Annotated in this window: 25 protein-coding genes; 15 read left to right on the forward strand and 10 right to left on the reverse strand. The window is 66.7% G+C overall.

Annotated elements, in window-relative coordinates; all coding sequences use genetic code 11:
- The first annotated feature begins 3 nt into the window (after positions 1–3).
- The 5 genes from Q0Q36_RS04770 to Q0Q36_RS04790 all read left to right on the forward strand — a co-directional run bounded on the left by Q0Q36_RS04770 (position 4) and on the right by Q0Q36_RS04790 (position 3,667).
- The gene (locus Q0Q36_RS04770) at positions 4–882 is read left to right on the forward strand and encodes a protein-glutamate O-methyltransferase CheR (RefSeq protein WP_293795961.1); all 879 of its coding nucleotides are present in this window, start codon (positions 4–6) and stop codon (positions 880–882) included.
- A complete protein-coding gene (locus Q0Q36_RS04775) occupies positions 879–1,472 on the forward strand; it encodes a chemoreceptor glutamine deamidase CheD (RefSeq protein WP_291657438.1) in 594 nt (197 codons plus the stop codon). The genes Q0Q36_RS04770 and Q0Q36_RS04775 overlap by 4 nt, the downstream gene beginning before the upstream one ends.
- A complete protein-coding gene (cheB, locus tag Q0Q36_RS04780; RefSeq protein WP_293795963.1) occupies positions 1,472–2,581 on the forward strand; it encodes a chemotaxis-specific protein-glutamate methyltransferase CheB in 1,110 nt (369 codons plus the stop codon). The genes Q0Q36_RS04775 and cheB overlap by 1 nt, the downstream gene beginning before the upstream one ends.
- A gap of 11 nt (positions 2,582–2,592) precedes the next feature.
- Complete coding sequence (locus Q0Q36_RS04785; protein WP_047578914.1) at positions 2,593–2,979, forward strand: response regulator; 387 nt, start codon at positions 2,593–2,595, stop codon at positions 2,977–2,979.
- 118 nt (positions 2,980–3,097) lie between these two features.
- The gene (locus Q0Q36_RS04790; RefSeq protein WP_293795966.1) at positions 3,098–3,667 is read left to right on the forward strand and encodes a glutathione peroxidase; all 570 of its coding nucleotides are present in this window, start codon (positions 3,098–3,100) and stop codon (positions 3,665–3,667) included.
- 34 nt (positions 3,668–3,701) lie between these two features.
- On the opposite strand, the gene mog is transcribed toward Q0Q36_RS04790, so the two are convergent.
- Complete coding sequence (mog, locus tag Q0Q36_RS04795) at positions 3,702–4,235, reverse strand: molybdopterin adenylyltransferase (protein WP_293795968.1); 534 nt, start codon at positions 4,233–4,235, stop codon at positions 3,702–3,704.
- A gap of 95 nt (positions 4,236–4,330) precedes the next feature.
- Between mog and Q0Q36_RS04800 the strand changes: the two genes are divergently transcribed.
- Positions 4,331–5,335, forward strand: coding sequence for a hypothetical protein (locus Q0Q36_RS04800; protein ID WP_293795969.1), 1,005 nt, complete (start codon positions 4,331–4,333; stop codon positions 5,333–5,335).
- On the opposite strand, the gene Q0Q36_RS04805 is transcribed toward Q0Q36_RS04800, so the two are convergent.
- Genes Q0Q36_RS04805 through Q0Q36_RS04815 form a run of 3 tightly spaced genes read right to left on the reverse strand, consistent with a single transcriptional unit; the run spans position 5,253 to position 8,346 of the window.
- Positions 5,253–6,416 carry a GNAT family N-acetyltransferase gene (locus Q0Q36_RS04805; protein ID WP_293795970.1) on the reverse strand — a complete coding sequence of 388 codons (1,164 nt, stop codon included), beginning with the start codon at positions 6,414–6,416 and terminating at the stop codon, positions 5,253–5,255. The genes Q0Q36_RS04800 and Q0Q36_RS04805 overlap by 83 nt on opposite strands.
- On the reverse strand, positions 6,413–6,706 hold the full coding sequence (locus Q0Q36_RS04810) for an EscU/YscU/HrcU family type III secretion system export apparatus switch protein (RefSeq protein WP_293795971.1): 294 nt from the start codon (positions 6,704–6,706) through the stop codon (positions 6,413–6,415). Before Q0Q36_RS04810 ends, Q0Q36_RS04805 begins: the two co-directional genes overlap by 4 nt.
- Complete coding sequence (locus Q0Q36_RS04815; protein WP_293795973.1) at positions 6,703–8,346, reverse strand: flagellar hook-length control protein FliK; 1,644 nt, start codon at positions 8,344–8,346, stop codon at positions 6,703–6,705. Before Q0Q36_RS04815 ends, Q0Q36_RS04810 begins: the two co-directional genes overlap by 4 nt.
- A 154-nt stretch (positions 8,347–8,500) precedes the next feature.
- Between Q0Q36_RS04815 and Q0Q36_RS04820 the strand changes: the two genes are divergently transcribed.
- Positions 8,501–9,508: an aldo/keto reductase gene (locus tag Q0Q36_RS04820; protein WP_293795974.1), complete on the forward strand. Its 1,008-nt coding sequence runs from the start codon at positions 8,501–8,503 to the stop codon at positions 9,506–9,508.
- 10 nt (positions 9,509–9,518) lie between these two features.
- Here the strand turns inward: Q0Q36_RS04820 and Q0Q36_RS04825 are convergent, their stop codons facing one another.
- Entirely contained in the window at positions 9,519–9,827 is a 309-nt protein-coding gene (locus tag Q0Q36_RS04825) for a hypothetical protein (RefSeq protein WP_293795977.1), read from the reverse strand.
- Between the two features lie 95 nt (positions 9,828–9,922).
- The gene (locus Q0Q36_RS04830; protein ID WP_293795978.1) at positions 9,923–10,537 is read right to left on the reverse strand and encodes a TetR/AcrR family transcriptional regulator; all 615 of its coding nucleotides are present in this window, start codon (positions 10,535–10,537) and stop codon (positions 9,923–9,925) included.
- A 112-nt stretch (positions 10,538–10,649) separates the two neighbouring features.
- Between Q0Q36_RS04830 and Q0Q36_RS04835 the strand changes: the two genes are divergently transcribed.
- Positions 10,650–11,390, forward strand: a complete 741-nt coding sequence (locus Q0Q36_RS04835; RefSeq protein WP_293795980.1) for an SDR family NAD(P)-dependent oxidoreductase — start codon at positions 10,650–10,652, stop codon at positions 11,388–11,390.
- Between the two features lie 10 nt (positions 11,391–11,400).
- Here Q0Q36_RS04835 and Q0Q36_RS04840 read toward each other — a convergent pair whose 3' ends face one another.
- Entirely contained in the window at positions 11,401–12,219 is an 819-nt protein-coding gene (locus Q0Q36_RS04840) for an MBL fold metallo-hydrolase (protein WP_293795982.1), read from the reverse strand.
- 178 nt (positions 12,220–12,397) lie between these two features.
- Here Q0Q36_RS04840 and Q0Q36_RS04845 point away from each other — a divergent pair, with 178 nt between their 5' ends.
- From Q0Q36_RS04845 to Q0Q36_RS04865, 5 genes are all read left to right on the forward strand, one after another.
- Positions 12,398–13,378, forward strand: a complete 981-nt coding sequence (locus Q0Q36_RS04845) for a serine hydrolase (protein WP_293795985.1) — start codon at positions 12,398–12,400, stop codon at positions 13,376–13,378.
- Between the two features lie 103 nt (positions 13,379–13,481).
- The gene (gene ettA / locus Q0Q36_RS04850) at positions 13,482–15,134 is read left to right on the forward strand and encodes an energy-dependent translational throttle protein EttA (protein WP_257734444.1); all 1,653 of its coding nucleotides are present in this window, start codon (positions 13,482–13,484) and stop codon (positions 15,132–15,134) included.
- Between the two features lie 225 nt (positions 15,135–15,359).
- The gene (locus tag Q0Q36_RS04855) at positions 15,360–16,217 is read left to right on the forward strand and encodes a DMT family transporter (protein WP_293795989.1); all 858 of its coding nucleotides are present in this window, start codon (positions 15,360–15,362) and stop codon (positions 16,215–16,217) included.
- 44 nt (positions 16,218–16,261) lie between these two features.
- Entirely contained in the window at positions 16,262–16,900 is a 639-nt protein-coding gene (locus Q0Q36_RS04860) for a VOC family protein (protein WP_293795992.1), read from the forward strand.
- Between the two features lie 321 nt (positions 16,901–17,221).
- The gene (locus Q0Q36_RS04865; protein WP_293795993.1) at positions 17,222–19,009 is read left to right on the forward strand and encodes a peptide ABC transporter substrate-binding protein; all 1,788 of its coding nucleotides are present in this window, start codon (positions 17,222–17,224) and stop codon (positions 19,007–19,009) included.
- A gap of 121 nt (positions 19,010–19,130) precedes the next feature.
- On the opposite strand, the gene Q0Q36_RS04870 is transcribed toward Q0Q36_RS04865, so the two are convergent.
- Together Q0Q36_RS04870 and Q0Q36_RS04875 are read right to left on the reverse strand one after the other, a co-directional pair.
- On the reverse strand, positions 19,131–20,300 hold the full coding sequence (locus Q0Q36_RS04870; RefSeq protein ID WP_293795994.1) for an alpha-hydroxy acid oxidase: 1,170 nt from the start codon (positions 20,298–20,300) through the stop codon (positions 19,131–19,133).
- 96 nt (positions 20,301–20,396) lie between these two features.
- Entirely contained in the window at positions 20,397–21,020 is a 624-nt protein-coding gene (locus tag Q0Q36_RS04875; protein WP_293795995.1) for a YitT family protein, read from the reverse strand.
- 456 nt (positions 21,021–21,476) lie between these two features.
- Between Q0Q36_RS04875 and Q0Q36_RS04880 the strand changes: the two genes are divergently transcribed.
- Complete coding sequence (locus Q0Q36_RS04880; protein ID WP_047581917.1) at positions 21,477–21,680, forward strand: cold-shock protein; 204 nt, start codon at positions 21,477–21,479, stop codon at positions 21,678–21,680.
- Between the two features lie 725 nt (positions 21,681–22,405).
- Here Q0Q36_RS04880 and Q0Q36_RS04885 read toward each other — a convergent pair.
- Positions 22,406–23,323 carry an alpha/beta hydrolase gene (locus Q0Q36_RS04885; RefSeq protein ID WP_293796006.1) on the reverse strand — a complete coding sequence of 306 codons (918 nt, stop codon included), beginning with the start codon at positions 23,321–23,323 and terminating at the stop codon, positions 22,406–22,408.
- Between the two features lie 138 nt (positions 23,324–23,461).
- On the opposite strand from Q0Q36_RS04885, the gene Q0Q36_RS04890 reads away from it, so the two are divergent.
- Positions 23,462–24,385, forward strand: coding sequence for a LysR family transcriptional regulator (locus tag Q0Q36_RS04890; protein WP_293796007.1), 924 nt, complete (start codon positions 23,462–23,464; stop codon positions 24,383–24,385).
- The last annotated feature ends 153 nt before the right edge of the window (positions 24,386–24,538 follow it).

The following is a 24,538-nucleotide window of genomic DNA, read 5'->3' on the forward strand; positions in this document are numbered from 1 at the left end:
GAGATGAACAAGCCTGCCTCGTCCAATCCCTTCGCGCTCGCCCAGCCCGCCATGGCCGACGTCACGCTGACGCGCGACGACATGAAGTTCATTGCGACGCTGGTCTATGAGCAGGCCGGCATCGTCATCCGCGAGCACAAGGAAGCGATGACGCGGGGGCGCCTGGCGCGGCGCGTCAAGGCGCTCGGCATGAGCTCGGTCGCGGAGTACTGCGCCTTCCTCAAGACGCCGCAGGCGGCGGGCGAACTGCCCGAGCTGATCAATGCGGTAACGACGAACCACACCGCCTTCTTCCGCGAGCGCCACCATTTCGACCATCTGCGCAAGGACGTGATGCCGCGCCTGCTGCAGGAGCGCAGCGGGCGGCGCGGCCGCATCCGCATCTGGTCGGCGGCCTGCTCGTCCGGCGAGGAGCCTTATTCGATCGCCGCTTCCTGCCGCGACGTGGTGGGGCCGCGCAGCGATCTCGACTTCAAGATCCTGGCGACCGATATCGATACCGATATCCTGACGCGGGCCGAGGCCGGCATCTATCCGGCCGAACTGTTCGAGCGCCTGCCGTCCGACGTGAAGCCGATGCTCAAGCTCGAGGGCGGGGCCGGGCGGGGCGAGGCTCGCATCGCCGAGGAGCTGCGCCGGATGATCGCCTTCAAGCGGCTCAACCTGATCGAGAAATGGCCGATGAGCGGCCCGTTCGACGTGATCTTCTGCCGCAACGTCTTCATCTATTTCGACACGCAGACCAAGGCCTCGATCCTCGACCGTTTCGTGGCGCTGCTGGCGCCCGGCGGCTTCCTCTATCTCGGGCATTCGGAATCGCTGCCGCAACCGCATCCGAACCTGCGCCTGATCGGCCGTACCATCTACGAGAGGACTGCATGAGCGTCTCCCGGTCCTCCCGCCGCTATTTCGACCCGCGTTTCCAGGCGACGATCATCACCGTCGCGCCGGGCGAGCACGAGATCACCTCCGCCAAGGACGAGATCGTTGCGACGGTTCTCGGTTCCTGCGTCTCGGTCTGCATGCGCGATCCCGTCGCCGGGGTCGGCGGCCTCAACCATTTCCTGCTGCCGAAGAACAATGGCGGCTCGGATGCGAGCGCCGGCGAACGCTATGGCGACACCGCCATGGAGGTGCTGATCAACGATCTGTTGAAGCGCGGCGCCAAGAGGAGCAATTTCGAGGCGAAGGTCTTCGGCGGGGCGCGCGTGCTCTCCGGCGCCACGATGCTGGCGATCGGCGACGGCAATATCGCCTTCGTCAACGAGTTCCTGAAGGTCGAGGGCATTCCCGTGGTGTCGCGGGATGTCGGCGGCACGCGTTCGCGGCGCATCCACTACCAGCCTTCGACGGGCCGGGCCTGGGTGCAGCATGTCCAGCCCACGGCGCGCGACAGCGGCCACGAGCAGGAAATCGCCTATCTCAACCGGCTCAAGACGCAGCCTGTGGCTGGTGAAGTGGAGGTCTGGTGATGGTTGTCGCGACGTCTTCCGCCGCTCCGGTCAAGGTTCTCGTCGTCGACGATTCCGTGCTGATGCAGAAGCTGATGACGCAGATCATCAATTCTGCGCCCGGCTTCGAGGTCATCGGTATCGCCGGCAGCGCGGAGGAGGGCTGGGACGCGATCCAGGAGCTCCGGCCCGATGTCGTGACGCTCGATCTCGAATTGCCGGGCCGGCATGGCCTGAAGCTTCTGGCGCGCGTGCTGAAGCAGGATCCGCTGCCAGTGCTGATCGTCTCGGCCTTCGGCGGCCCCGGTGCCGACAACACCATCCAGGCGCTGGAGCTCGGCGCCATCGACTTCATCGAGAAGCCCGACGGCACGACCCATACGCTCGACGGGTTCATGAAGCATCTCGTCGCGGCGCTGCAGCGCGCCGCCGCCAGCCGCAAGATGATCGCCGCCGCAAGGCAGATGACGCAGTTGGCCGCCGCTGCACCGGCCCGTCCAGCAATGGCCTCGGCACGGGAGCCGGCGCGCAGCGGCAAGACCTCGTTGATCGCAATCGGCGCCTCGACCGGCGGCGTCCCGGCCGTGCAGACAGTGATGCGCGATCTCGCCCATCTCCGACTGCCGATCGTCGTCGTGCAACACATGCCGCCCGGCTATACGGCGAAGTTCGCGGCGCGGCTCGCGACCGCGACCGGGCTCGACGTGCATGAGGCGAATGATGGCGACAGGCTCAAGCCCGGCATGGCGGTGGTTGCGCCCGGCGGACCACGCCATCTCGAGATCGAGGAGCGCCGCGGCGAGTTCGTCTGCGTGCTGCGCGAGGGGCCGCTGGTCAGTGGCCACTCACCCTCCGTCGACGTGATGTTCCATTCGGTGGCGCGCAGCGTCGGCAGCCATGCGGTGGGCATCCTGCTCACCGGGATGGGGCGCGACGGTGCAGACGGTTTGTTAGCCATGCGCAAAGCCGGCGCCGAGACGTTAATCCAAAGCGGGGAGACCTGCGTGGTAAACGGGATGCCGAAAGCGGCCTTCGAGATTGGAGCCGCCGACAGGGTCGTCCCGCTCAACCAGATCGGTGGAGCAGTCGGACAGCTGGTCGGCGAGCGTCCGAATCTACGCACCGCGTAAGGAGCAAAGTTATGTCAAAGGCCAGAAGCGAATACCGCATCCTGGTGGTCGACGACCAGAAGAGCATGCGCGGCCTGGCGACCTATTTCCTCAAGCAGATCGAGTTCCAGGACATCGACGAGGCGGAGAACGCCCGCGAGGCCCTGATGAAGATGCAGACCAAGCGCTATGATTTGCTGCTGCTCGACTGGAACATGGACGGGATGAGCGGCATCGACCTGCTGCGCGCCATCCGCTCGGTGCCCGAGCTCAACCAGATCAAGATCATCATGGCGACCTCGGAGCGCTCGGTCGACAAGATGGATGAGGCGACCAGCAACGGCGCCGACCACTATGTCGTGAAGCCCTATGAATTGCGCGATCTCGAAGTGCGGGTGAAGAAGGTCCTCGCCTGCTGAGAGGTGCCTGTCGAGGCCTGCCGGTCTCGCCATCGTGAAGCGAAGCCCCGCGCCGGCCGGCTGCGGGGCTTTCTGCTTTCGGGCATGATGCGCGGGTTCCACTGCCGGAGTGAAGCCCATGCCGCTATCGCGTCGCCAGATCGTCGCCGGGGTTGCCGGAGCTGCCGCTACGGGCTTCGCTTTCCGTCCGGCTTGGGCACAACCCCTCACCGGCGCCCATGCCTTCGGCTTCGACAGGCCGGGCGGCTTGCGCCTGCCGCTGGCCGATTACCGCGGCCGGCCGATCCTCGTCGTCAACACCGCGACACGCTGCGGTTATGCCGGGCAGATGGCGACGCTGGAGCAGCTCTGGCAGCGCTATCAGATGCGGGGGCTGATGCTTGTCGCTGTGCCCAGCAACGATTTCGGCGGGCAGGAACCGCTCGACGGCGCGGCCATCGCAGAGGCTGCCCGGCAGAGTCATGGCGCGACCTATACCTTCGTGGAGAAGACCGTGGTGCGCGGGCCGGAGGCGCATCCGTTTTATCGATGGGCCGCTTCGGAGAAGCCGGCGGACACCCCGCGCTGGAACTTCCACAAATACCTGATCGGCCGTGACGGCGCGCTGCTCGGCGGCTTTCCGGCCGCGACCGACCCGCTTTCGCCGCAGCTCGTGCAGGCCATCGGGCGGGAGTTGGCGGCGGGGTAACTTTCCAGCCTTTCCCGAAGGGCCCGCCTCTATCTCACTTCTTCGGCCGGAACGCCGCGATCACCGCCGGATCGGTTTCGAGCCACGGCCCTTCGATCAGGTCGATGCAATAGGGGATCCCCGGCATCACCGCGTCGAGGCATTCGGCGATGGCCCGGGGGCGGCCGGGCAGGTTGACGATCAGCGACTTGCCGCGGATGCCGGCCGTCTGGCGCGAGAGGATCGCGGTCGGCACCTTGGCGAGGCTGACCTGCCGCATCAGCTCGCCGAAGCCGGGCATCGGCTTCTCGACGACGTCTTCGGTGGCTTCGGGCGTGACGTCGCGCGGGGCCGGGCCGGTGCCGCCGGTCGTGACGATCAGGCAGCAGCCCTCGTGATCGGCGAGGTTGCGCAGTGTTTCGGCGATCGTCGCGCGATCGTCGGGGATGATGCGCGCGACAGGCTCCCAGGGCGAGGTCAGGACCTTCCGGAAATAGGCGTCGATGGCGGGCCCGCCTTCATCGGCATAGATGCCGGCCGAGGCGCGGTCGGAGACCGTGACGATTCCAATCCGGGCGGTCTCGGTCATCGGCTTTCTCCTGCGGGCAGGCCTGCTCTATCGGCGGGGTGGACGGACGGTCAAGCGACCTCGCCAGCGCCGGGACGATCTGATAGCGCAGCGCCATGCGCGCCGCCGCCCAGACCAGCACTGCCAAGGGCTTTGCCGCCAGTTTCGCGATGACGGTCGTGTCGATCGTCGGGCTGCTGACCGGGCTGACCTTCTGGCGCGATCCCTATTGGGTGTTCCGCGACAACCCCCCCTGGACGCGCGACGGCGGCGGCATGAGCCGCCTGCTCGATGTCGAGATGCGCCTGATCAAGCCGCTTCAGATTGCCAGGCTGAAGCCGCAGACGCTGCTGATCGGTTCCTCGGTCGTCTATCGCGGCCTCGATCCGCGCGATGTCTCCGCCATGGCGGGCCAAGTCTACAATGCTGGCGTCTCCGCCCTGATGGCGCGGGAGCTTCCGACGCTCGCGGCGCTCGCCGTCGATGTCGGCAGCATCAGGCGGGTCGTGATCGAGCTCGACTATTTCATGTTCACCGCTTGGCCTCCGCCTGAGCCGATCGATCGCAAGCTCGCGACAGCATCGGGGCGCGGCGAGGCGCTGGTCTCGACCGTGCTCAACCCGAAGGCGATCGACAATCTGCGCGGGCGACAGTCCCGGCGGACGGAGCCCGGCCTCTGGCACGCCGACGGCTACAAGGCGACGCCGGATTTCGACGCGGAACTGGTGGGCAGGATCAGCCGCGAGCAGAACATTGCGGCGATGGTCTACCGGCCCGGCGATCTTTCCTATCTCGAAAGGGCTCTCGATCTGCTGCAGGGGCGGGACGTCACGATCGTCCTGTCACCGATGAGCGCGGCGCAGCGGCAGCTCGTCGAAGCGGGCGGTCGCGGACCGGAACTCGCAGCCTGGCGCCGCGACGTTGCAGCTCTGGCCGTCCGACGCAGCCTGCCGTTCCACGATTTCGTCTCAGGGCATCCGTTCGAGGATTTCGACCCGGCCAAGGCGTCGTCGCGCTACTGGCTCGACACCTTGCATTTCAAGCCGGAGGTCGGGCGCTGGCTGCTCGGGCGGATCGGGCTCGCCGTGCATCCCGCAGGCGCCGGAGCCACATCCGGCTGAAGGCCGCCGCCTGCGCCAGTCCGGCTCGACCCGGACCGACGCGGATGATGGCGTTTGCCATCTCGCGACGCTCGCCCCAGACATAGGTGCCGGCATCGACGCCTTCGCCGGCCCCACTGTCGAAGAAGGCGGGCGGCGTGCCGTTGAAATCCGCCTGCAGCATGGCGATGGCCAGGGTCCGGCCGGGCGAATACCGGCCTTGCGTTTCGTCATAGGCGATCTTGAGGAAGTGCCGGCGGTTGCCGCTCTCGATAAGCAGACCCATGGCGATGGCGCGGCCGTCATGCAGCAGCGTGTCGATCAGCAGCGTGTCGTCGCCGGCGCAAAGTTCGGCCAGGCGGCGGAAATAGGCGGTGTCGGCTGGCAGGCAGGCGATCGCGGTGCCTTCCTCGCCTTTCCAGCCGGAGGCTTCCAGCGTGAGGAAGGCGTCGAGCGCCTCCAGCGCGCCACGGCCGCGATTGCGCCGGAAGGTGAGCGCACCCTGCTTTCCCACCTGCCGGAACTGCTGCATCCGCTTCTTGTAGGCAGAGCCGAGCGTGCGGCGCAGATAGGTTTCGAAATTGTCTTCCGGGCGCGGGATCATCACCGGGCGGACCCAGCGCTCATAGGTCGAGATCGCGCTGCCGGTCTGGCGGCAGGCTTCGGCCAGGGCCGCGTAGCAAGGGCCGTCGAGCGGGAGCAGCGGCAGCAGCAGGCTGTGCGGCAGGTCGCGCGAGGCGAGGAGATAGCGCATCAGGGCGCGTGCCGCCTCCGCCGCGTGGTCGCGACCGAGCACCGGCAGCGACGAGACCTCGTAGAGCGGCACCAGCGGCGAGGCGAGGGCGCCGGAGAAGCCGCTGCGCCAGCCGTTCATGCGGCGGAAGGCCCAGACGCCGACAAGCTGCTCGAAATCGAGGGCTTCGCTGAGCCAGGCGCAAAGGACGACGATCTCGTCCTCCGGCACGAGCGTCGTCGCGGCCGAGACCGCGGCCGGGGCCATATGCGGATTGGGTTCGAGCGCGTGGCGGGCAAGCTCCGCGAAAACCTGCCCCAGTTCCGCGTAAGCGGTGGAGCCGAGGCGCCTGACAACGATCGTGCTCAAGACCGATGGCCGTCCCGGTTCGGCCGGCGCAATTCGCCGCGCAAGGAGAGAACGAAGGCGATCACCTGCGCCGTGGCGCGATAGAGCTCCTCCGGAATCTGGTCGTCGAGTTCGACCGCCGAGAGCGCCTGGGCGAGGATCGCGTTCTGCTCGACCGCGACGTGGTGCTCTCGTCCGGTCTCGACAATGCGCTCGGCCAGCTCGCCGCGGCCTTTGGCGGTGACGCGCGGTGCGCCTTGCCCGTCATATTCGAGCGCGACGGCGATCCGGGGCGGCTGCGGCGCGCTCATGACAGGCGGTCCAGGAACTGGCCGGCTGTCGGCTGCATCACGCGGGGCTGGCCGGTATGGATGTCGATGGCGCCGCTGGCGAAATCGGCATCGAGCAGCGCGCCTTCGAGGCCGGGCGCTGCGCCGCGCAGGAGTTGGCTCGTGTCTTCGCGCTCTGCCCAGATCGAGACGCCGACATCGCGGCCCTGCAAGGTGACGACGCCCTGGAGCGGCCCCATCGGCTCGACATCAAGCGCGAAACGGATGCGCCAGACCGGCGGGCTCACCCCTTGCGCATCACGGCGTGGCGGATCGCGTTCGACCTGAAGCGGCAGCATCGAGATGCCCTGCTGGAAGGCGAGCGGGATCTCGGCGAGCCAGCGCTGTGCCGGCTGACCGCCATCCTGCCGGGCAGGCTCCAGCGGCAGCGAGGCGTATTGCGACAGCTTGACCCGGTCGAGCGCGGCTTCGGTCTGGTCGAGCAGGGTCTCGGCGATGGCGAGCGGCTTTTCACCTGGTTTCAGCGAGGGCTCGACGGCCGACTGCGATGCGAGCGGTCCGTCCCGGCGCGGCGGGGTCGGGCGCGAGGACTGATCGGGAGCGGGATCGGCTTGCTGGTCTCCCGCTGGATTGCCGCCGTGATCCTGGCGGCTCGCCTTTGGGTCGGGCGAGAGGGAATCGACGATCGGCAGCAAGGTCTCGCGCAGCGTCTGCAGGCTGGCCTTGAGATCACCCTGCCTGGGCAGCGGCAGCCCCGCGGCCTGCCGCGCTTCGAGGAATAGACCGGAAGCCTGGAGAGCTTCCTTGAGCTTAGCCGCTGTCGGCGCCTGTCGCTCTGCCGGCACGGCCTGGGCAAGCACCTGCTGGATGGCGGGTGGCAGCGTCTTGGGCAAGGCGAGCGAGATCGTCCCCTGCGCCAGCGCACGCAGATTGGCGAAGAGCGGGGCAAGACCGTCCTGCCGTTGCAGCAGGGGGCCGAGCAACGGCCCGGCGACGGCGCGCGCAGTCGCGGCCGTGATCACGGGAGCGGCGGACGTCGTCGCAGCTGCCGGCGAGGCGAAATTGGTGGTGGTGGAGGTTGCGGGCGTTGTTCCTGCCGTAGCGGGAGGCGCGGCAGCAGGCTGCGCCGCCGAAAGGCCGAGCGTTTGCAGGGCTTGCTGCAGGAAGGCCTGCTGCGCCGCCACGGGTGATGGCGGATGCGCAGCCTGGGGGGCAGCCGGCGCGAGCACGGGCGTGGTGACGGGCTGCGGCGCGGGAGCTGTGGTCAGGACCGTGCGCAGTGGCGCGGCTGCCGAAGCGGGTGGGGTGGTCGGTTGGAGAGGCGCAGGCGCCTGAGCCGGCTGCTGCGGTTGTCCGGGCGCCGGCGCGTTCGGTGGGCGCACCTCGACCAGCGTGGCGGGCAGGTCGCCGCCGGGCTGCTCGGGCGGATCGAGGCGCAGCATCAGCGTGGCGCCCGGTTGCAAGGCTGCCTGTCTGGCCTGCGGACCGGCGAGGACGAGTGCGACCTTGGTGTCGCCGATCATGGCCGTTGCGGTGCCGTCCGGGTCGAGCGAAGACAGCCTCGCTTGCACCGTCCGGCCAGCCGTCAGCTCCCCGCCTGCATCGAGCGCTTGCAGCAGGGTGGCGAGGGTCTGGCTCTTGACGAGCTGGGCTAGATTCATCGAGTGGACCTGTGGCGATGCATCACCCTGTCACGAAAGATTAAGCATTTCCTTGCTGGCCGGCCGCGCCATGCAAGGCGTGCCTGCGTGGCGGGTGCTGGTCGGGCGCGCGGCGCTGCGGCAGGGTTGGGCAACCCATTCGAGGATCTCCGCCATGGACTACCGCCGTCTCGGCCGCTCCGGCCTCAAGGTCTCGCCGCTCTGCCTGGGCACGATGATGTTCGGCGGGCCGGCCGACGAAGCGACCTCGCGCCGCATCATCGACAGCGCGCGCGAGGCCGGCGTCAATTTCATCGACACGGCCGATGTCTATAACGAGGGCCGGTCCGAGGAGGTGACCGGCCGCGCCATCGCCAACAATCGCTACGACTGGGTGCTGGCGACGAAGGTCGCGAACCCGATGGGCAAGGGGCCGATGAATGGCGGGTTGTCGCGGCGCTGGGTGCTGCGCGCCTGCGAGGACAGCCTGCGCCGGCTCGGCAGCGAGACCATCGACGTCTACTACCTCCACAAGGAGGACCACACGACGCCATTGGAGGAGACGGTGCATGCGATCGCCGATCTCGTCCGGCAGGGCAAGATCCGGCATTTCGGCGTCTCGAACTACCGCGCCTGGCGGCTGGCCGAGATCTGCCGGCTCTGCGACGAGCTCGGCATCGACCGCCCCGTCGTCAGCCAGCCCTATTACAACGCGATGAACCGCATGCCGGAGGTCGAGCATCTGCCGGCCTGCGGTTATTTCGGGTTGGGTGTCGCGTCCTATTCGCCGCTGGCAAGGGGCGTGCTGACCGCGAAATACGCACCGGGGCAGGCGCCGGCCGAGGGTACGCGCGCCGGGCGCGGCGACCGGCGGATGATGCAGGCCGAGTGGCGCGAGGAGAGCCTCGTCATCGCCCAGACGATCAAGGAGCATGCCGCACGGAAAGGTCTGACGCCGATCCAGTTCGCGGTGCGCTGGGTGCTCAACAACGCCTTCGTCACGGCGGCGATCGCCGGCCCGCGTACGTTCGAGCAGTGGGAAGCCTATCTCGCGGCGCTCGATGCCGGCTTCGACACGGAGGACGAGGCGCTGATCGACCGGCTGGTTCCGGCGGGCCATCCCTCGACGCCGGGCTACAGCGACCCGGCCTATCCGCTCGAGGGGCGCGTCAGCCGTGTCTGAGCGCAGCCCGTCAGTTCATCATGCAGAAGCCGCCGACCACGACATCCGTCTGGCACCACGGCTTCTTGGCCTCGTTGTTCGACGAGAGGCGCAAGGGCAGCGGTTCTGCGCGCTGGGCAGTCGCGGGCGGGAAGGGGACGCGTTCCGGTTCGCTGGTCGCCGCCTGCGCGCTGCCGGCGCCGGCAGCGATGCCGGGCACGACGACCACACGGCTCGTCGTGGAGCTGCGCCCGCCCAGGCGGAACCTCGCCGCCTCGGCCTGAACGGGCAGCAAGGTGGCGGTCGCGAGCAGGCACAGGACGGCGGCGATGCGGCGCATGAAAGCGGTCTCCCGGTTGCGGAGAGGATGGCGCGATCTTCCGCAACGGCAAGGAAAGCCTGAAATCAGCCTCAGCGAGGCGTTAACACCGCTTCTCAAGCCGCTTTCGGGATCGTCAGTGCGTCCCAGGCCGCCATCGCACCCTGCGCGATCATCTCCAGCACCTGCCGGGAGGCGCCGTCGCGCGCCTGGATCGACATGCCCTGCTGGACGGTGACGTAGTAGCTCGCGATCGGGTGGGGATCGAGCGAGGACGGCAACTCGCCTTCCGCGATGGCTCGCCGCAGCCGCTCCTCGATCATCGTGACGCTGCCGGCCCGCATCTCGCGCAGGATGCGTGTGGTCTCGTCGCCGACGCCGATGGCATTGACCGCCGAGAGCACGACCATGCAGCCGGGAGGGCGGCCGGGCCGGGTGAATGTCTTGGCGCTGGCCATCAGATAGCCCTCGATCGCCGCCCGCGCCGTCGGAGCATTCTGCAGGGGCGAGAGGATGTCGTCGCTCTCGGTTGCAGCGAAATGGGCGATGGCCTCGCGATAGAGTTCCTCCTTGCTGCCGAAGGCGGCGTAGAGACTCGGGGAATTGATGCCCATAGCCTCGGTGAGATCGCTCATCGCGGCTGCCTGGTAGCCGCGTTCCCAGAACACGTCCATGGCGCGCTCCAGCGCAGCCTGCCGGTCGAAACTGCGTGGACGGCCTCGTTCGGCCATGCGTCCGCCTCCGCGAAAACCATTCTGTGATGGTCGTTATATATTTCCCTTGACGGCGTCAGGCAAGCGCGGCATCGATTGTGTATCGATCGACACATAAATGGAGTTTGCCATGTCACGCCTTGCCGGAAAGCGCGCTCTCGTCACCGGCGGCAGCCGCGGAATCGGCGCCGCCATCGCCCGCAGGCTCGCTGCCGAGGGTGCCGATGTCGCGCTCACCTATGAACGCTCCGCCGACAAGGCAGGTGCGGTCGTCAAGGACATCGAGGCGCTCGGCCGCAAGGGCTTCGCTTTCGCTGCCGACAGCGCCGATCCCGCGGCGGTGACGCATGCCGTCGACGATGCCGCCAAGGCGCTCGGCGGGCTCGACATCCTCGTCAACAATGCCGGGATCTATCGTGGCGGCCCGGTCGCCGACTGGAGCCTCGCCGATATCGACGCGACGCTTTCGGTGAATGTCCGGGCGGTGGTGCTGGCCTCGCAGGCCGCGGCGGCGCATCTGGGCGAGGGCGGGCGGATCATCTCCACCGGCTCCTGCCTTGCCGATCGTGTCGTCGAGCCCGGCGTCACGCTCTATGCGATGAGCAAGGCGGCGCTGATCGGCTTCACCAAGGGGCTGGCGCGCGATCTCGGCCCGCGCGGCATCACCGTCAACATCGTTCATCCCGGCTCGACCGATACGGACATGAATCCGGCCGATGGCGAGCGGGCGGATGCACAGCGGGCGCGCATGGCTATCCCGCGCTATGGCCAGCCGGAGGACATCGCCGGGCTCGTCGCCTATCTCGCCAGCGAGGAGGCGCGTTTCATCACCGGTGCCGGTTTCGCTATCGATGGCGGCGTGAATACCTGACGTCGCCGGTCTAGTGCCCGGGCAGGACGATCATGGTGGGCTTGGCGGGCAGCGTCGCCTTGCTCAGCGTGATCGTCGGCTGCTCGCGGCGTTCGACCGGCCACAGGTCCTGCGTGCGGGCGAGGAAGCGGGAGAGCGTGCCGCCGCCGAAGAAATGCATGGGGATCATCACCCGCGCCTGGATCGATTTCAGGACATCCAGCATGCCGGACTGGTCGAGCGTATAGCTGCCATCGACCGGGAAGAGCACGATATCGACTCGGCCGAGCGCGCGCAGATGGCCAGGCTCCAGCGGATGATGCAGATGGCCGAGATGGGCGATGCAGAGCTCGCCGATCTCGAAGACGAAGATCGAGTTGCCGTCATAGTCGGTGCCGCCGTCATAGGTGCGGATGTTCGTCGGCACGTTGCGGACGCGGACATCGCCGAGCGTGAGGTCATGATGGGCTGCGCCCTTGCCCTCCGGGTCCCAGCCGCGCAGCACCTGTTTGATCGCGGTATCGGGATGGTTGGAATAATGCGTTGAATGCGCCTTGTTCATCGTGACGATGTCGGGCGTCAAAGGCGGGCGGACATAGTCGTTGTAGTCGGTCGCGATCTTCACGCCGCCCGGCGTCTCGATCAGGAAGGTGGCGTGGCCGACGAAGGTCAGGCGGACCTCGTCCTTGGCGAGCTGCACCCGATGGATCGGCAGGTCCAGGCTCGCCATCTCCGGCCGGCAGCCGGGCTCGTTCGACTGGGCGCGGGCGGGCAGGGCGAACGTGAACAGCAGTGCCGGGAAAGCCAGGAGATGCAGGGCGATCGCAAACAGGCCGATGGGCTTACGCATGGCGCTCTCCGGCTTGATTTTCAACTCACCGAGCTTCAGGCAAAAGCCGGGCCGGGAAAAGCGCCGATGCCACTGTTGGCGATTTCGTGAGCGGCGGCGCTGCGCCTTCGTTCCCTTCCTCGAAAAGCCACAGAGCGTGGCCAGCTTGCCGTTTCCTTTCCATCCCGCCGGCTGCGCCATGACCTTCTCGACCTTCTCCCGTCGCGGCGTTCTGGCCCTGGGACCGTCGCTCGCGATCGGGAGGGCCGGCCACGCCGTTGCGCAAGCGGCGGATGGGTCCTTGCCGCTGCCGGCCTATATCGAGGCCGTCCGGCCGGTCGCGCTCCTGGCCTTGCGCGAGGGGCGGGCGATCGCCGGTCATGGCGACCCGGCGCGAAAGGTCCCCGTCGCTTCCGTCCGCAAGAGCCTGCTGGGAGCGCTCTACGGCAGCGCGGTCGGGGAAGGGCAGATCAGGCTCGATGCGACCTTGGCCGAGCTCGGCATCGACGATCTTCCGCCCGTTCTCTCGGTCGAGGAAAAGCGGGCCACGGTCGCCGATCTGCTGAAGGCCCGCTCGGGCGTCTACCATGTCGCCGGCTACGAGACTGCCGAGCAGCGCCGGACGCGGCCGGCGCGCGGCAGCCATCCGCCCGGCAGCTTCTGGTTCTACAACAACTGGGATTTCAACGCGCTCGGCACGATCTACCGGCAACGGACCGGCGAGGACATCTTCGAGAGCTTCGCCCGCCGCATCGCGCAACCGATCGGCATGCAGGACTTCACTGTGCGCGACGGCCATTACGTCGAGGACGGTCACTCGCGCCATGCCGCCTATGTCTTCAGCCTGACGACGAGGGACATGCTGCGCTTCGGCGAAATGGTTCTGGCCGGCGGCGCATGGCAGGGGCAGCGGATCGTTCCCGAGCGGTGGCTCGCGGATTCGCTTTCCGCCCATTCGCAGACATCGCGGGGCGATCTCGGCTACGGCTATCTCTGGTGGGTGCTCGATCCCGCGACATTCGGGCCAGGCGCCGGATTCGCCTCAGGCTATGGCGGGCAATTCATCGCCGTCGTGCCGCGGCACAAGCTCGTCCTGGCGCAGACGACGGCGCGGCGACCGGAAGGCGGCGGCGCAACGCGACGCATGGTTCAGTTGCTGAAGGGGCTGATTGCGGCCTGACTGCACAGCGGCAAGGTTGCGGGCTCTGGCCGGGCTCGCTACATAGCGGCCAGATTTCCCGACATCCGTCGCCAAGCGTTCTAAAGCGGAGCCCGCTCGCCCCATGTCCCGCCAGTTCATCTACCATATGCGCGGCCTGTCCAAGACCTATCCGGGCGGCAAGCAGGTCCTGAACAACATCCATCTCTCGTTCTACCCGGACGCCAAGATCGGCGTGCTCGGCGTCAACGGCGCCGGTAAGTCGACCCTGCTCAAGATCATGGCCGGCATGGACAAGGAATGGACCGGCGAGGCCTGGGTCGCGGAAGGCGCGCGCGTCGGCTACCTGCCGCAGGAACCGAAGCTCGACGAGAGCCTGACGGTCCGTGAGAACGTCATGCTTGGCGTCGCGCCCCAGAAGGCGATCCTCGACCGCTATAACGAGCTCGCCATGAACTATTCGGACGAGACCGCCGACGAGATGACCAATCTCCAGGATGAGATCGAAGCCAAGGGCCTGTGGGATCTCGATTCGAAGGTCGATCAGGCGATGGACGCGCTGCGCTGCCCGCCGGACGACTGGGCGGTGGACAAGCTCTCGGGCGGCGAGCGCCGCCGCGTCGCCATGTGCAAGCTGCTGCTGGAGCAGCCGGAACTGCTGCTGCTCGACGAGCCGACCAACCATCTCGACGCCGAGACCACCGCCTGGCTCGAAGGCCACCTGCGGACCTATCCGGGCGCGATCCTGATCGTCACCCATGATCGCTACTTCCTCGACAACGTCACGAGCTGGATCCTCGAGCTCGATCGCGGCCAGGGCATCCCCTATGAGGGCAACTACTCGGCCTGGTCGGTGCAGAAGCAGAAGCGCCTCGCTCAGGAAGGCCGCGAGGACGCCTCGCGCCAGAAGACCCTGGAGCGCGAAGCGGAGTGGATGGCGCAGTCGCCCAAGGCCCGCCAGGCCAAGAGCAAGGCCCGCATCCAGCGCTATGACGAGCTGGTCCAGAAGGCCAACAGCAAGGGGCCGGACACCGCGCAGATCATCATCCCGATCGCCGAGCGGCTGGGCAACAACGTCGTCGATTTCGAGGGGCTGTCGAAGGGCTTCCAGGACAAGCTGCTGATCGACGATCTCTCGTTCAAGCTGCCGCCGGGCGGCATCGTCGGCGTCATCGGCCCCAACGGCGCCGGCAAGACCACGCTGTTCAAGATGATCACCGGCGCCGAGAAGCCGGATGCCGGCACGATCAAGGTCGGCGAGAGCGTCCAGCTTGGCTATGTCGACCAGAGCCGCGATTCGCTCGACGACAAGAAGAACGTCTGGGAGGAAATCTCCGGCGGCAACGACGTGCTCTATCTCGGCAAGCGCGAGATCAATTCCCGCGCCTATTGCTCGGCCTTCAACTTCAAGGGCGGCGACCAGCAGAAGAAGGTCGGCTCGCTCTCCGGTGGTGAGCGCAACCGCGTCCACCTCGCCAAGATGCTGAAGTCCGGCGCCAACCTGCTGCTGCTCGACGAGCCGACCAACGACCTCGATGTCGATACGCTGCGGGCGCTCGAAGAGGCGCTCGAGGATTATGCCGGCTGCGCCGTGATCATCAGCCACGATCGCTGGTTCCTCGACCGCATCGCGACCCATATCCTCGCCTTCGAAGGCGACAGCCATGTCGAATGGTTCGAGGGCAATTTCGCCGATTACGAGGAGGACAAGAAGCGCCGCCTCGGCATCGACTCGACCATTCCGAAGCGCATCCAGTACAAGAAGTTCTCGCGCTGAGTGCTTGATATCTGACTCGAAAAGCCCCGCGGTACCGCAAGGTCCGCGGGGCTTTTTTAATGCAATACTTTAGGAAGGATGCCGGTGCTGCTGTGCCCGACTTGCGGGCGTAGAAGGGGCGACCTAAGGCTTCCGGTCTCCGCCGCGTCACAAAGACCGCCCGAACCCATGAGTCAGCCGGCCTCGCTCCCCCGCCCTGATCCGTCGCTCGGGAGCTATGCGACGATGCTGCTCCTCGCCTTGCTCTGGGGCGTATCGATCCCGATCACCAAGCTCGGCCTCATCACGCTGCCGCCGCTGACGCTGACGGCGTTGCGCTTCATCATCGCCGTGCCCCTGATGTTTATTCTCGTCGTCGGCAAGCAGCGCCTGCCCCGGCGGGAGCTGCCGCGGCTGGCGGCGCTGGGCATTCTCGGTATCGGCATCGGGCAGGTCGCGCAGACCTTCGGCGTCGCCGGCACCTCGGCCTCGGTCGGCACGATCATTTCCGCGACGATCCCGATCTTCGTCGTGATCTTCGCGGCCTTGCGGCTCAGGCAATCCGTGTCGCGGCTTCAGGCGCTCGGGCTCGTCGCCGCCTTCGCAGGTATCGCGGTCGTGGCATCCGGGCGGGGCGATGCGGCTTCCGCGGTGACGCAGACCACGCTCGCCGGCGCGATGCTGGTGCTGCTCTCGGCCGTGACCATCGCGTTCTACTATGTCTGGAGCGTCGAACTGTCCGAGCGCTGGGGCACCGCCACTGTCGCGGCCTGGAGCACGCTGTTCGGCTTCATCGCGCTGCTGCCCTGGGCGGCTTGGGAGATGTCGCATGTGCCGTTCGCGGTGACGGCGACGGGGCTGGGCGCCGCGATCTATCTCGGCGTTGTCGTGACCGTGGCGGGGCTGTTCATGTGGCTTGCCATCCTGCGCACGGTCCCGGCCCGGATCGCGGCTGCCATCCAGTATCTCCAGCCGGTCGTCGGCGTTGCGGCCGCGGCTGTGATGTTCGGCGACGATCTCGGATTGATGTTCGTGACCGGGGTCGGCCTCGTGCTCGGTGGGCTTGCGCTCACCGTGGCGAACCGGCGTGGCGAGAGCGCCTGACGCCAGCGGTGGACAGCCGCGCCGCCGCGGCTTCAACTGGCGGCATGCTGACGCTTGACCATCTCACCGTGATCGCCCCGACGCTTGCGGAAGGCGTCGCGCATGTCCGCGACTGCCTCGACCTCGACGTGCCCTTCGGCCAGCGGCACGGCTATATGGGGACCCATAATCACCTGCTGCAACTTGGCGACGCGGTCTATCTGGAGATCATCGCGCTTGATCCTGCCGGGGCGCATCCCAGCCGGGCGCGCTGGTTCGGTCTCGACGATCGGAAGCAGGTCCGAAGGGATTGGGATGCCGGCCGTCGTTTGCGCGGCTGGGTTGCTCGCACCGACTGCATCGATGCAGTCCTCAATGGCAGGGAGGCGATCTTCGGGCGGAAGGTCGCGCTGCCGACGGGTACACCCGCCTTCGATTTTGCCATCCCCGACGACGGTTCGCTGCCTTGGGGAGGGGCAGCTCCCTCGATCATCGACCGGCGCGGCAAGGCGCGTTCGATGGCGGCGATCGCCGATCTCGGCGCCCGCTTGCGTGGGTTTTCGCTGGAGCATCCGGAGGGCGAGGCGATCTCCGCGCTTTTGCAAACGTTGGGCGCAGAGCGAGCACCTCTCGTCACCCAGGGGTCCGAGTTGCGCTATCGCGCGCAGATCGACACGCCAGAGGGCCTCAAAGAGCTTTTCTGAGGTGAGAGCGGTACCATGGTAGGCGGCCATCGCGGCGTTTCGATATCGGCGCGCGGGGGCTGCGACGCTGTGACATGCCCCGCGCTTCAGCGGGCCATCAGCGTTTTTCCCTGCGGAATCAGCGTAATTTAGTCGGAGCTACGAGTGGCAAGCGGGGCCGCCATGCGGTTCTCGCCTGACGACTTAAGTTATGATTAAGGCAGCGGCTCCTAGGAGCAGAGTCGCATCCAAAGCAATTCTACGCCTTGGACCTGATAAATCCGATCTGGAACTGGTCAAGTTATTGATCGTGTTCTTGCTACCATGACGTGAAGGTTGATTATGACTAGCCAGTATATCCAGGGTATGGTGCAGGACGTGAAGAAGGGCGGCCTGTCGCGGCGCTCCTTCATCCAGAAGATGGCGGCGCTGGGGATCACCGCGCCGATCGCGACCCAGATCCTCTCCTGGAACGATGTCGCGATGGCCAATGCCACGCTCGAATACAAGCCGACCAAGGCCGGCGGCGGTGGCCCGCTGAAGATGCTGCTCTGGCAGGCTCCGACGCTGCTCAACCCGCATTTCGCCTCGGGCACCAAGGACCAGATCGCCTCGCGCGTGTTCTACGAGCCGCTCGCCGGCTGGGACAAGGAGGGCAACCTGATCCCGCAGCTCGCGGCCGAAGTCCCCAGCAAGGCCAATGGCGGCCTGTCCGAGGACGGCACGACCGTTACCTGGAAGCTGAAGAAGGACGTGAAGTGGCATGACGGCAAGCCCTTCACGGCCGACGACGTCGTCTTCACCTGGGAATATGCCGCCGATCCGGCGACCGCCGCCTACACCACCGGCGCCTACAAGGACATCAAGGTCGAGAAGGTCGACGACCTCACCGTCAAGGTGATCTTTGCCAAGCCGACGCCGTTCTGGGCGGATCCCTTCGTCGGCGTCGCCGGCATGATCATCCCGAAGCACCATTTCGGTGACTACAAGGGCGCGAAGTCGCGCGAAGCCCCGGCCAACCTGAAGCCCGTCGGCACCGGTCCCTACAAGTTCGCCGATTTCAAGCCGGGCGACATCCTGCAGGGCACCCGCAACGAGGCCTACCACGTCGCCAACCGTCCGCATTTCGACACGTTCGAGATCAAGGGTGGCGGTGACGCGGTCTCGGCGGCGCGCGCCGTTCTCCAGACCGGCGAATATGACTATGCCTGGGATACGCTGGTCGAGGACGAAGTCCTCAAGCGCATGGAGATCGGCGGCCGCGGCAAGATCAGTGCCGCGCCGGCAGGCGATATCGAGTTCATCACCCTGAACACGACCGATCCGTGGACCGAGGTCGATGGCGAGCGTTCCAACGCCAAGACCAAGCACCCGACGCTCAGCGATCCGGCGGTGCGCCAGGCGATCAACCTGCTGATCGACCGCGACTCGATCCAGAAGTTCATCTATGGCCGCGCCGGTGCCGCCACGGCGAGCTTCGTCAACGAGCCCAAGCAGTTCAAGTCGGAGAAGCTCAAGTACGAGTTCAGCATCGAGAAGGCGAACAAGATCCTCGACGATGCCGGCTGGAAGAAGGGTTCCGACGGCATCCGCGAGAAGGATGGCAAGAAGCTCAAATACGTCTTCCAGACCTCGATCAACGCACCGCGCCAGAAGGTGCAGGCCATCATCAAGCAGGCCTGCCAGCGTGCCGGTATCGATATCGAGTTGAAGTCGGTGACGGCTTCGGTGTTCTTCTCGTCGGACGTCGCGAACCCCGACACCTACACCAAGCTCTATACCGACATCGAGATGTACACGACGACGCAGCCGCAGCCCGATCCGGAGCGGTTCCTCAACCAGTTCACCTCCTGGGAAGTCGCCAGCAAGGAGAACAAGTGGCTGGGCCGCAACGTCTCGCGCTACACGGACCCGGCTGCCGATGAGGCCTACAAGGCCGCCCAGAAGGAGCTCGACCCGGCGAAGCGCGCCGCGCTGCTGATCAAGGTCAACGAGATCTTCTGCGAGGCCAACGTCATCCTGCCGATCCTGTCGCGCAAGAAGGTGGTCGCCGTGGCGAACAGCCTCTCGCATGACCATTCGGGCTGGGACGTCGACACCTGGAACCTCGCTTCCTGGTATCGCGCCTGATCTGGAAATCAGTCCCCTGCGGAGAGACATCTGCGTAGGGGGCGCCCAATAAGAAAGGCCCGGCGGACGTGCTCCGCCGGGCCTTTTCTATGGTCGTCGGCTGTCGGGCCGAGAAGCCGTGTCAGCTCGCCAGCCGCTTCATCGCGCCGGCACGGCCGCCGACGAGGATGCGCTCGTCGACTTGCATAATGTCGCGCAGGCCGCAGAGCGCCATGGTGGTGTCGAGCTCCTTGCGGATGATGTCGAGCGCGGCGGTGACGCCCTGCTCGCCCATGGCGCCGAGCCCGTAGAGGAAGGCGCGGCCGATAAAGGTGCCCTTGGCGCCGAGCGCGACCGCTTTCAGCACATCCTGGCCCGAGCGGATGCCGCCGTCGAACAGCACCTCGATGCGGTTGCCGACCTGCTCGACGATGCCGGGCAGGGCCTCGATCGAGGAGAGGGCCCCGTCAAGCTGGCGGCCGCCATGGTTCGAGACGATCAGCGCGTCGGCGCCGCTCTTGGCCGCCATCTCGGCGTCCTCGGGGTCGAGGATGCCTTTCAGGATCAACTTGCCGCCCCATTGCTCCTTGATCCACTGCACGTCGTCCCAGTTGAGCTGCGGGTCGAACTGGCTGGCGGTCCAGGAGGAGAGCGAGGACATGTCGGCGACGCCGGTGACATGGCCGACGATGTTGCCGAACTGCCGGCGCGGCGTGTCCAGCATTTTCAGGCACCAGCGCGGCTTGAAGGCGAGGTTGATCAGGTTGGCGATGGTTGGCTTCGGCGGGGCGGAGAGGCCGTTGCGGATGTCCTTGTGGCGCTGGCCGAGGACCTGCAGGTCGAGCGTCAGCACCAGGGCCGAGCAGCCGGCGGCCTTGGCCCGCTGGATCAGGCGGGAGATGAAGTCGCGATCCTTCATCACATAGAGCTGGAACCAGAAGGGTGCGCTGGTGTGGTTCGCGACATCCTCGATCGAGCAGATGCTCATGGTCGAGAGGGTGAAGGGCACGCCGGCCTTGGCGGCAGCCTTGGCGGCGAGGATCTCGCCATCGGCGTGCTGCATCCCGGTCATGCCGGTGGGCGCGATCGCGACGGGCATCGCGACCGGCTGGCCGATCATCTCCGAGGCGAGCGAGCGGTTGGTCATGTCGACCGCGACGCGCTGGCGCAGCTTCACCTTGGCGAAGTCGGTCTCGTTGGCGCGGTAGGTGCCCTCGGTCCAGGCGCCGGAATCGGCATAGTCGTAGAACATGCGCGGCACCCGGCGCTTGGCCATGAGGCGCAGGTCTTCGATGGTCAGGGGCTGGGCCATGTGTCGTCTCGCCGTTGGCGTCCCGTCTTGTCCTTCCGGCTGACTCGCATGGATGGCGGGCCGCGCGCAACCATCCTACCGCACGGAAGGCCTGCGTCAGGAGATCGCCATGTAGCGGCCGGGCTTGTGGTTCATGCCGAGGATGGCGTTGAGCACGAGCGTTCCCAGCAGCGACAGCGCGACCTTGTCGGGCGGCAGCACGAAGAGCGCGGCGGCGAAGATCGCGGCGTCGATGCCGAGCTGGACCCAGCCGGCGCGCAGGCCGTGGCGCTCCTGCAGGTAGAGCGCGAGGATGTTGACGCCGCCGATCGCGGTGCGGTGACGCGCCAGCGCCAGCAGGCCGAGCCCCATCGCGACACCGCCTGCGATAGCGGCATAGAGCGGGGCCACGGCTTCGATGCGGAACCAGCCCGGGGTCGCCCAGACGAAGACGGAGACCAGCATCACGGCGGCAAAGGTCCGCAGCGTGAAGGGCAGGCCCATGCGCTGGAAAGCCAGCCAGTAGAACGGCAGGTTGATGACGAAGAAGAGCAGGCTGAAATCAGCTCCCGTGGCGAATTGCAGCAAGAGGGCGAGCCCGGCCGCGCCGCCGGTCAGCACCGTCGCCTTGGCGAAGAGGACGATGCCGAAGCTGATCATCAGCGTGCCCAGCGGCAAGGCGATGAGGTCCTCGTAGAAGCGGTGCTGCTGCGGCAGGGTGGAGGTAGCGGTCTGGGGCATGGCGAGGCCTGTATCGGCTGGTGGCTTCCGGCGCCAGAGGGCCAGCAAGGATCGGGCCGGGTTGAGCCAGCCTCTGGAATGGGCTCGTCCGATACTCTTGGGCCAGAGCGAGGGCTTCGAGAAAGCTGCGATGCGGGGAAGGGTTTCGCCAAGGTGAGGCGCAGCGCAGACCGGGCTGCGGTCATCCCTTACAGTTGAGAATTTCTCGGCTCGGCAATCATGGCGGGCGGGACGCTACGTCGCCGGTCATGACGATTCCGGTGCCGATCCGGCAGGCTCCCCGTTTCGTCGGCGCCAAAGCACGGATCGTGTTGACAAAATCTTGACAGACGGAAGGGCGCTTGCCCGTGCTTTCATCTCGACAAGGCTCGGTTTTCGGTCAATCCTTCCCTTGCCGGCATAGGAGCCATGCGCTCACTGCCGGTGAGTAACGCTTTGGCTTCGAGGAATGTGGCGATGGCGACCGGAACCGTGAAGTGGTTCAACACTGAAAAGGGGTTCGGCTTCATTCAACCGGCAGAGGGCGGCAAGGATGTGTTCGTGCACATCACGGCCGTCAAGGAAGCCGGCATGATGACGCTGACGGAAGGACAGAAGGTGTCGTTCGAACTGAAGACCGAGCGCGGCAAGACGGCCGCGGGCGATCTGAAAGTGCTCTGAGACCCTTTGTCATCGTGAGGTTCGCCTGCCACACGGGCGGGTTGCCGGCGGACGTGCGCTGAAAATGACGACCGGATCGGCGTTTCCCGCTGCCTGTCCGGCGATGCTGCCCTGTTGACCTGAATTGATGTGCCGAAAGCCCCGTCCAGGCTCGTGCCTGCGGGGTTCCGGCGTTTTGCACCCGAGGGATGCGCGGAGCCTGGCGGCGTTCGCAGTCGACGGCTGCGTGCCGATGTCGGTCGATGTCGATGGTGTCGAACAGCGACGACGTCGCGCTGCCCGGCTCCGCGCACGGGTATCTGGGGGTCTGCTTCGCTTGGACGCCCGGCGAGGGCGGAGGCCTGCCTGTTCGGCCTGTGCGAAGTCGGCACCTCCGCGCCTGACAAGCCCGCAACGGCCTGGGGCGCGAAACCCGCAATCCCCTCCGGCCCACGATGCCTCGCGAAGCCCCCCGGTCGGATGGGATGCGGGAAGAATAGGCACGGGTTGTAAGGGCGGGGATAAGTTTGGCAGGCGGCGCCGGCCGCTTTCCTCTTCGCCGCTTATTTCGAGCTCAACCGAGATGGCGGTTTGGGCGGGCGCCGATGAGAATGGTCGGGACGTCGGGTAGAAGTCCGTTATGCGTCGGAAGCAGACGCGAGCGCGGCAACCAGCGCTAGTGCTGAGACGGATTTGTATAGGTGGTGCTCAAGGGTGAGGAATTGATCCGCCTCGGACAGGAACGACTATCGTCCCTTATCGAGGAAAGCCCGGACCATCGTCACGGTGGCCGCCGGGTTCTCTTCCATGATCCAGTGGCCGGAATCGGGGATGACGCCTTCGCTCACGTCGGTCGCTGCGGCCCGCATCACCGCCGCCATCGCGGTGCCGAACGACTTCTCGCCGCCGATCGCCAGGATCGGCATCGCGAGCTTGCCGCCGGCTGCCAGAAAGGCGCGGTTGTCGATCGCGTCCTGGTCGAAGGCGGCGAACTGGGCGAAGCCCGAATGCATCGCGCCGGGCAAGGCGTAGAGCTTGGCGTAGTGCTCGCGCGAAGCTTCGGTGAAGCGGGCCGGCGTCGCCGAGAACTCGTTCCAGAAGCGGTCGAGATAGATGCGCTCGCGCCCCGCGACCAGCCGCTCCATGTCCGGCCCGCCGAAGCGGAAATGCCAGAGCAGCGGGTTCTTCAGGATTTCCTCCCAGGGTCCGACGCCAGGCACCGGCGCGTCGATCAGGACGAAGCGGCCGACGCGCTGCGGCTGCTGTGCGGCGAAGGCGAAGCCGACCATGTTGCCGATATCGTGCGTCACCAGATCGGCCTGCTCGATCTTGAGCGCGTCGAGAACGCCGGCGACGTCCCCGGCCTGCGTCTTCTTGTCGAAGCCTGAGGCCGGCTTGGACGACAGGCCGAGTCCGCGCAGATCCGGCACCACCACCGTGTAGTTCTTCGCCAGATCGGCCGCCATCGGCGCCCACATGTCACCGGTTTCGCCGTAGCCGTGCAGCAGCACGACTGCCGGACCCCGGCCGCCGATCCGGACATGGATGGTGGCACCATTGGTAGCGATCTCCTGCGTCTTGAAGGAGGCCGGGAAGTCGGGGACCTGTGCGACCGCCGGGGCCACGAAGGCAAGCGCGCCGAGCGCCAAGGCAATTTTCAACATGATGCATCTCCCGCCTGTCGGGAGGGCGGTCGACCATGACCGTCGCTGTCAGCCCCGTTGGCATGACGCAACGTAGCATTCGCTTCTCGTTCGGATTAGCGTCGCATCGGCGAAATTCAGCTCCGGAAAAACCGAACGATGTTGAAGCTCGACGGCATCGCGACCTTCGTCGCCATCGCGGAGGCCGGCTCGTTGAGCGAGGCCGCGCGCCGGTTGCGCCTGTCGAAATCGGTGGTCAGCGACCGCCTGGCAGAGTTGGAACATGGTCTCGGCGCCACGTTGCTGCATCGCAGCGCCCGGCGGCTGACCCTCACCGAGGACGGCACTGCCTTTCTCGAACGCGCCACGCGCATCACCCGCGAGGTCGAGGATGCCGCGGCCGACATGGCCGAGCGGCGCGGCACGCTGGCCGGGCCGCTGTTGATCTCGGCCCCCGTCACTTTCGGGCGGCTGCATCTCGGCCCGGCGATCTATCCCTTTCTCGCGCGGCATCCCGACATCGCGCTGACGCTCGATCTCGACGACCGGCGGGTCGAGGCCGGCGCGGATAGCTATGACGCGGTGCTGCGCCATGGGCCGATCGCGGATTCGCGCCTCGTCGCCTGGACGCTGGCTCCAAGCCGCAGAGTGCTCGTCGCCGCGCCTGATTACCTGGAGCGGCGCGGTACCCCGGCTTCGGCGGCCGAACTGGATGGGCATGACGGCATCTTCTACACCAACCGGGGCAGCGGCGACTGGCGCTTCCATGGCCCGGATGGGGCGGTCAGCGTGCGCGGTCGCCCGAGCCTGCGGGTGAATAACGGCGACATGATGCGGGACGCCGCGCTGGCGGGGCTGGGCATCGCCCTGCTGCCCCTGTTCATCGCCGGAGCCGAAATCCGCAGCGGCCGCCTCGGGGTCGTCGATATCGGGGTGCAGCCGCAGGTGGAAGCCATCTATCTGGCGCATCCCGAAGGCCGCCGGCCTTCCGCCAAGCTGCGTGCCTTCGCCGATTGCCTGCGCCAGGCTTTCGGCCAACCACCCTATTGGGAGAGTTCAGAACCGCATAGATACTCGAATTGACCGACATTACCGTTCGCATCGCGTCACTTGCAGACATTGTTAGCTTGCCCAGAAGCCGACATTGCTCCTGTGCCGCAGCAGGTTCGCTTTTCGTCCTTGGCGAGCCGATCTTCTGACTTGCAACGAGGTCTCGATTGGCAGCCGTGAACCGGT

This window comes from uncultured Allobosea sp., assembly GCF_945957345.1.
Classification (GTDB): domain Bacteria; phylum Pseudomonadota; class Alphaproteobacteria; order Rhizobiales; family Beijerinckiaceae; genus Allobosea.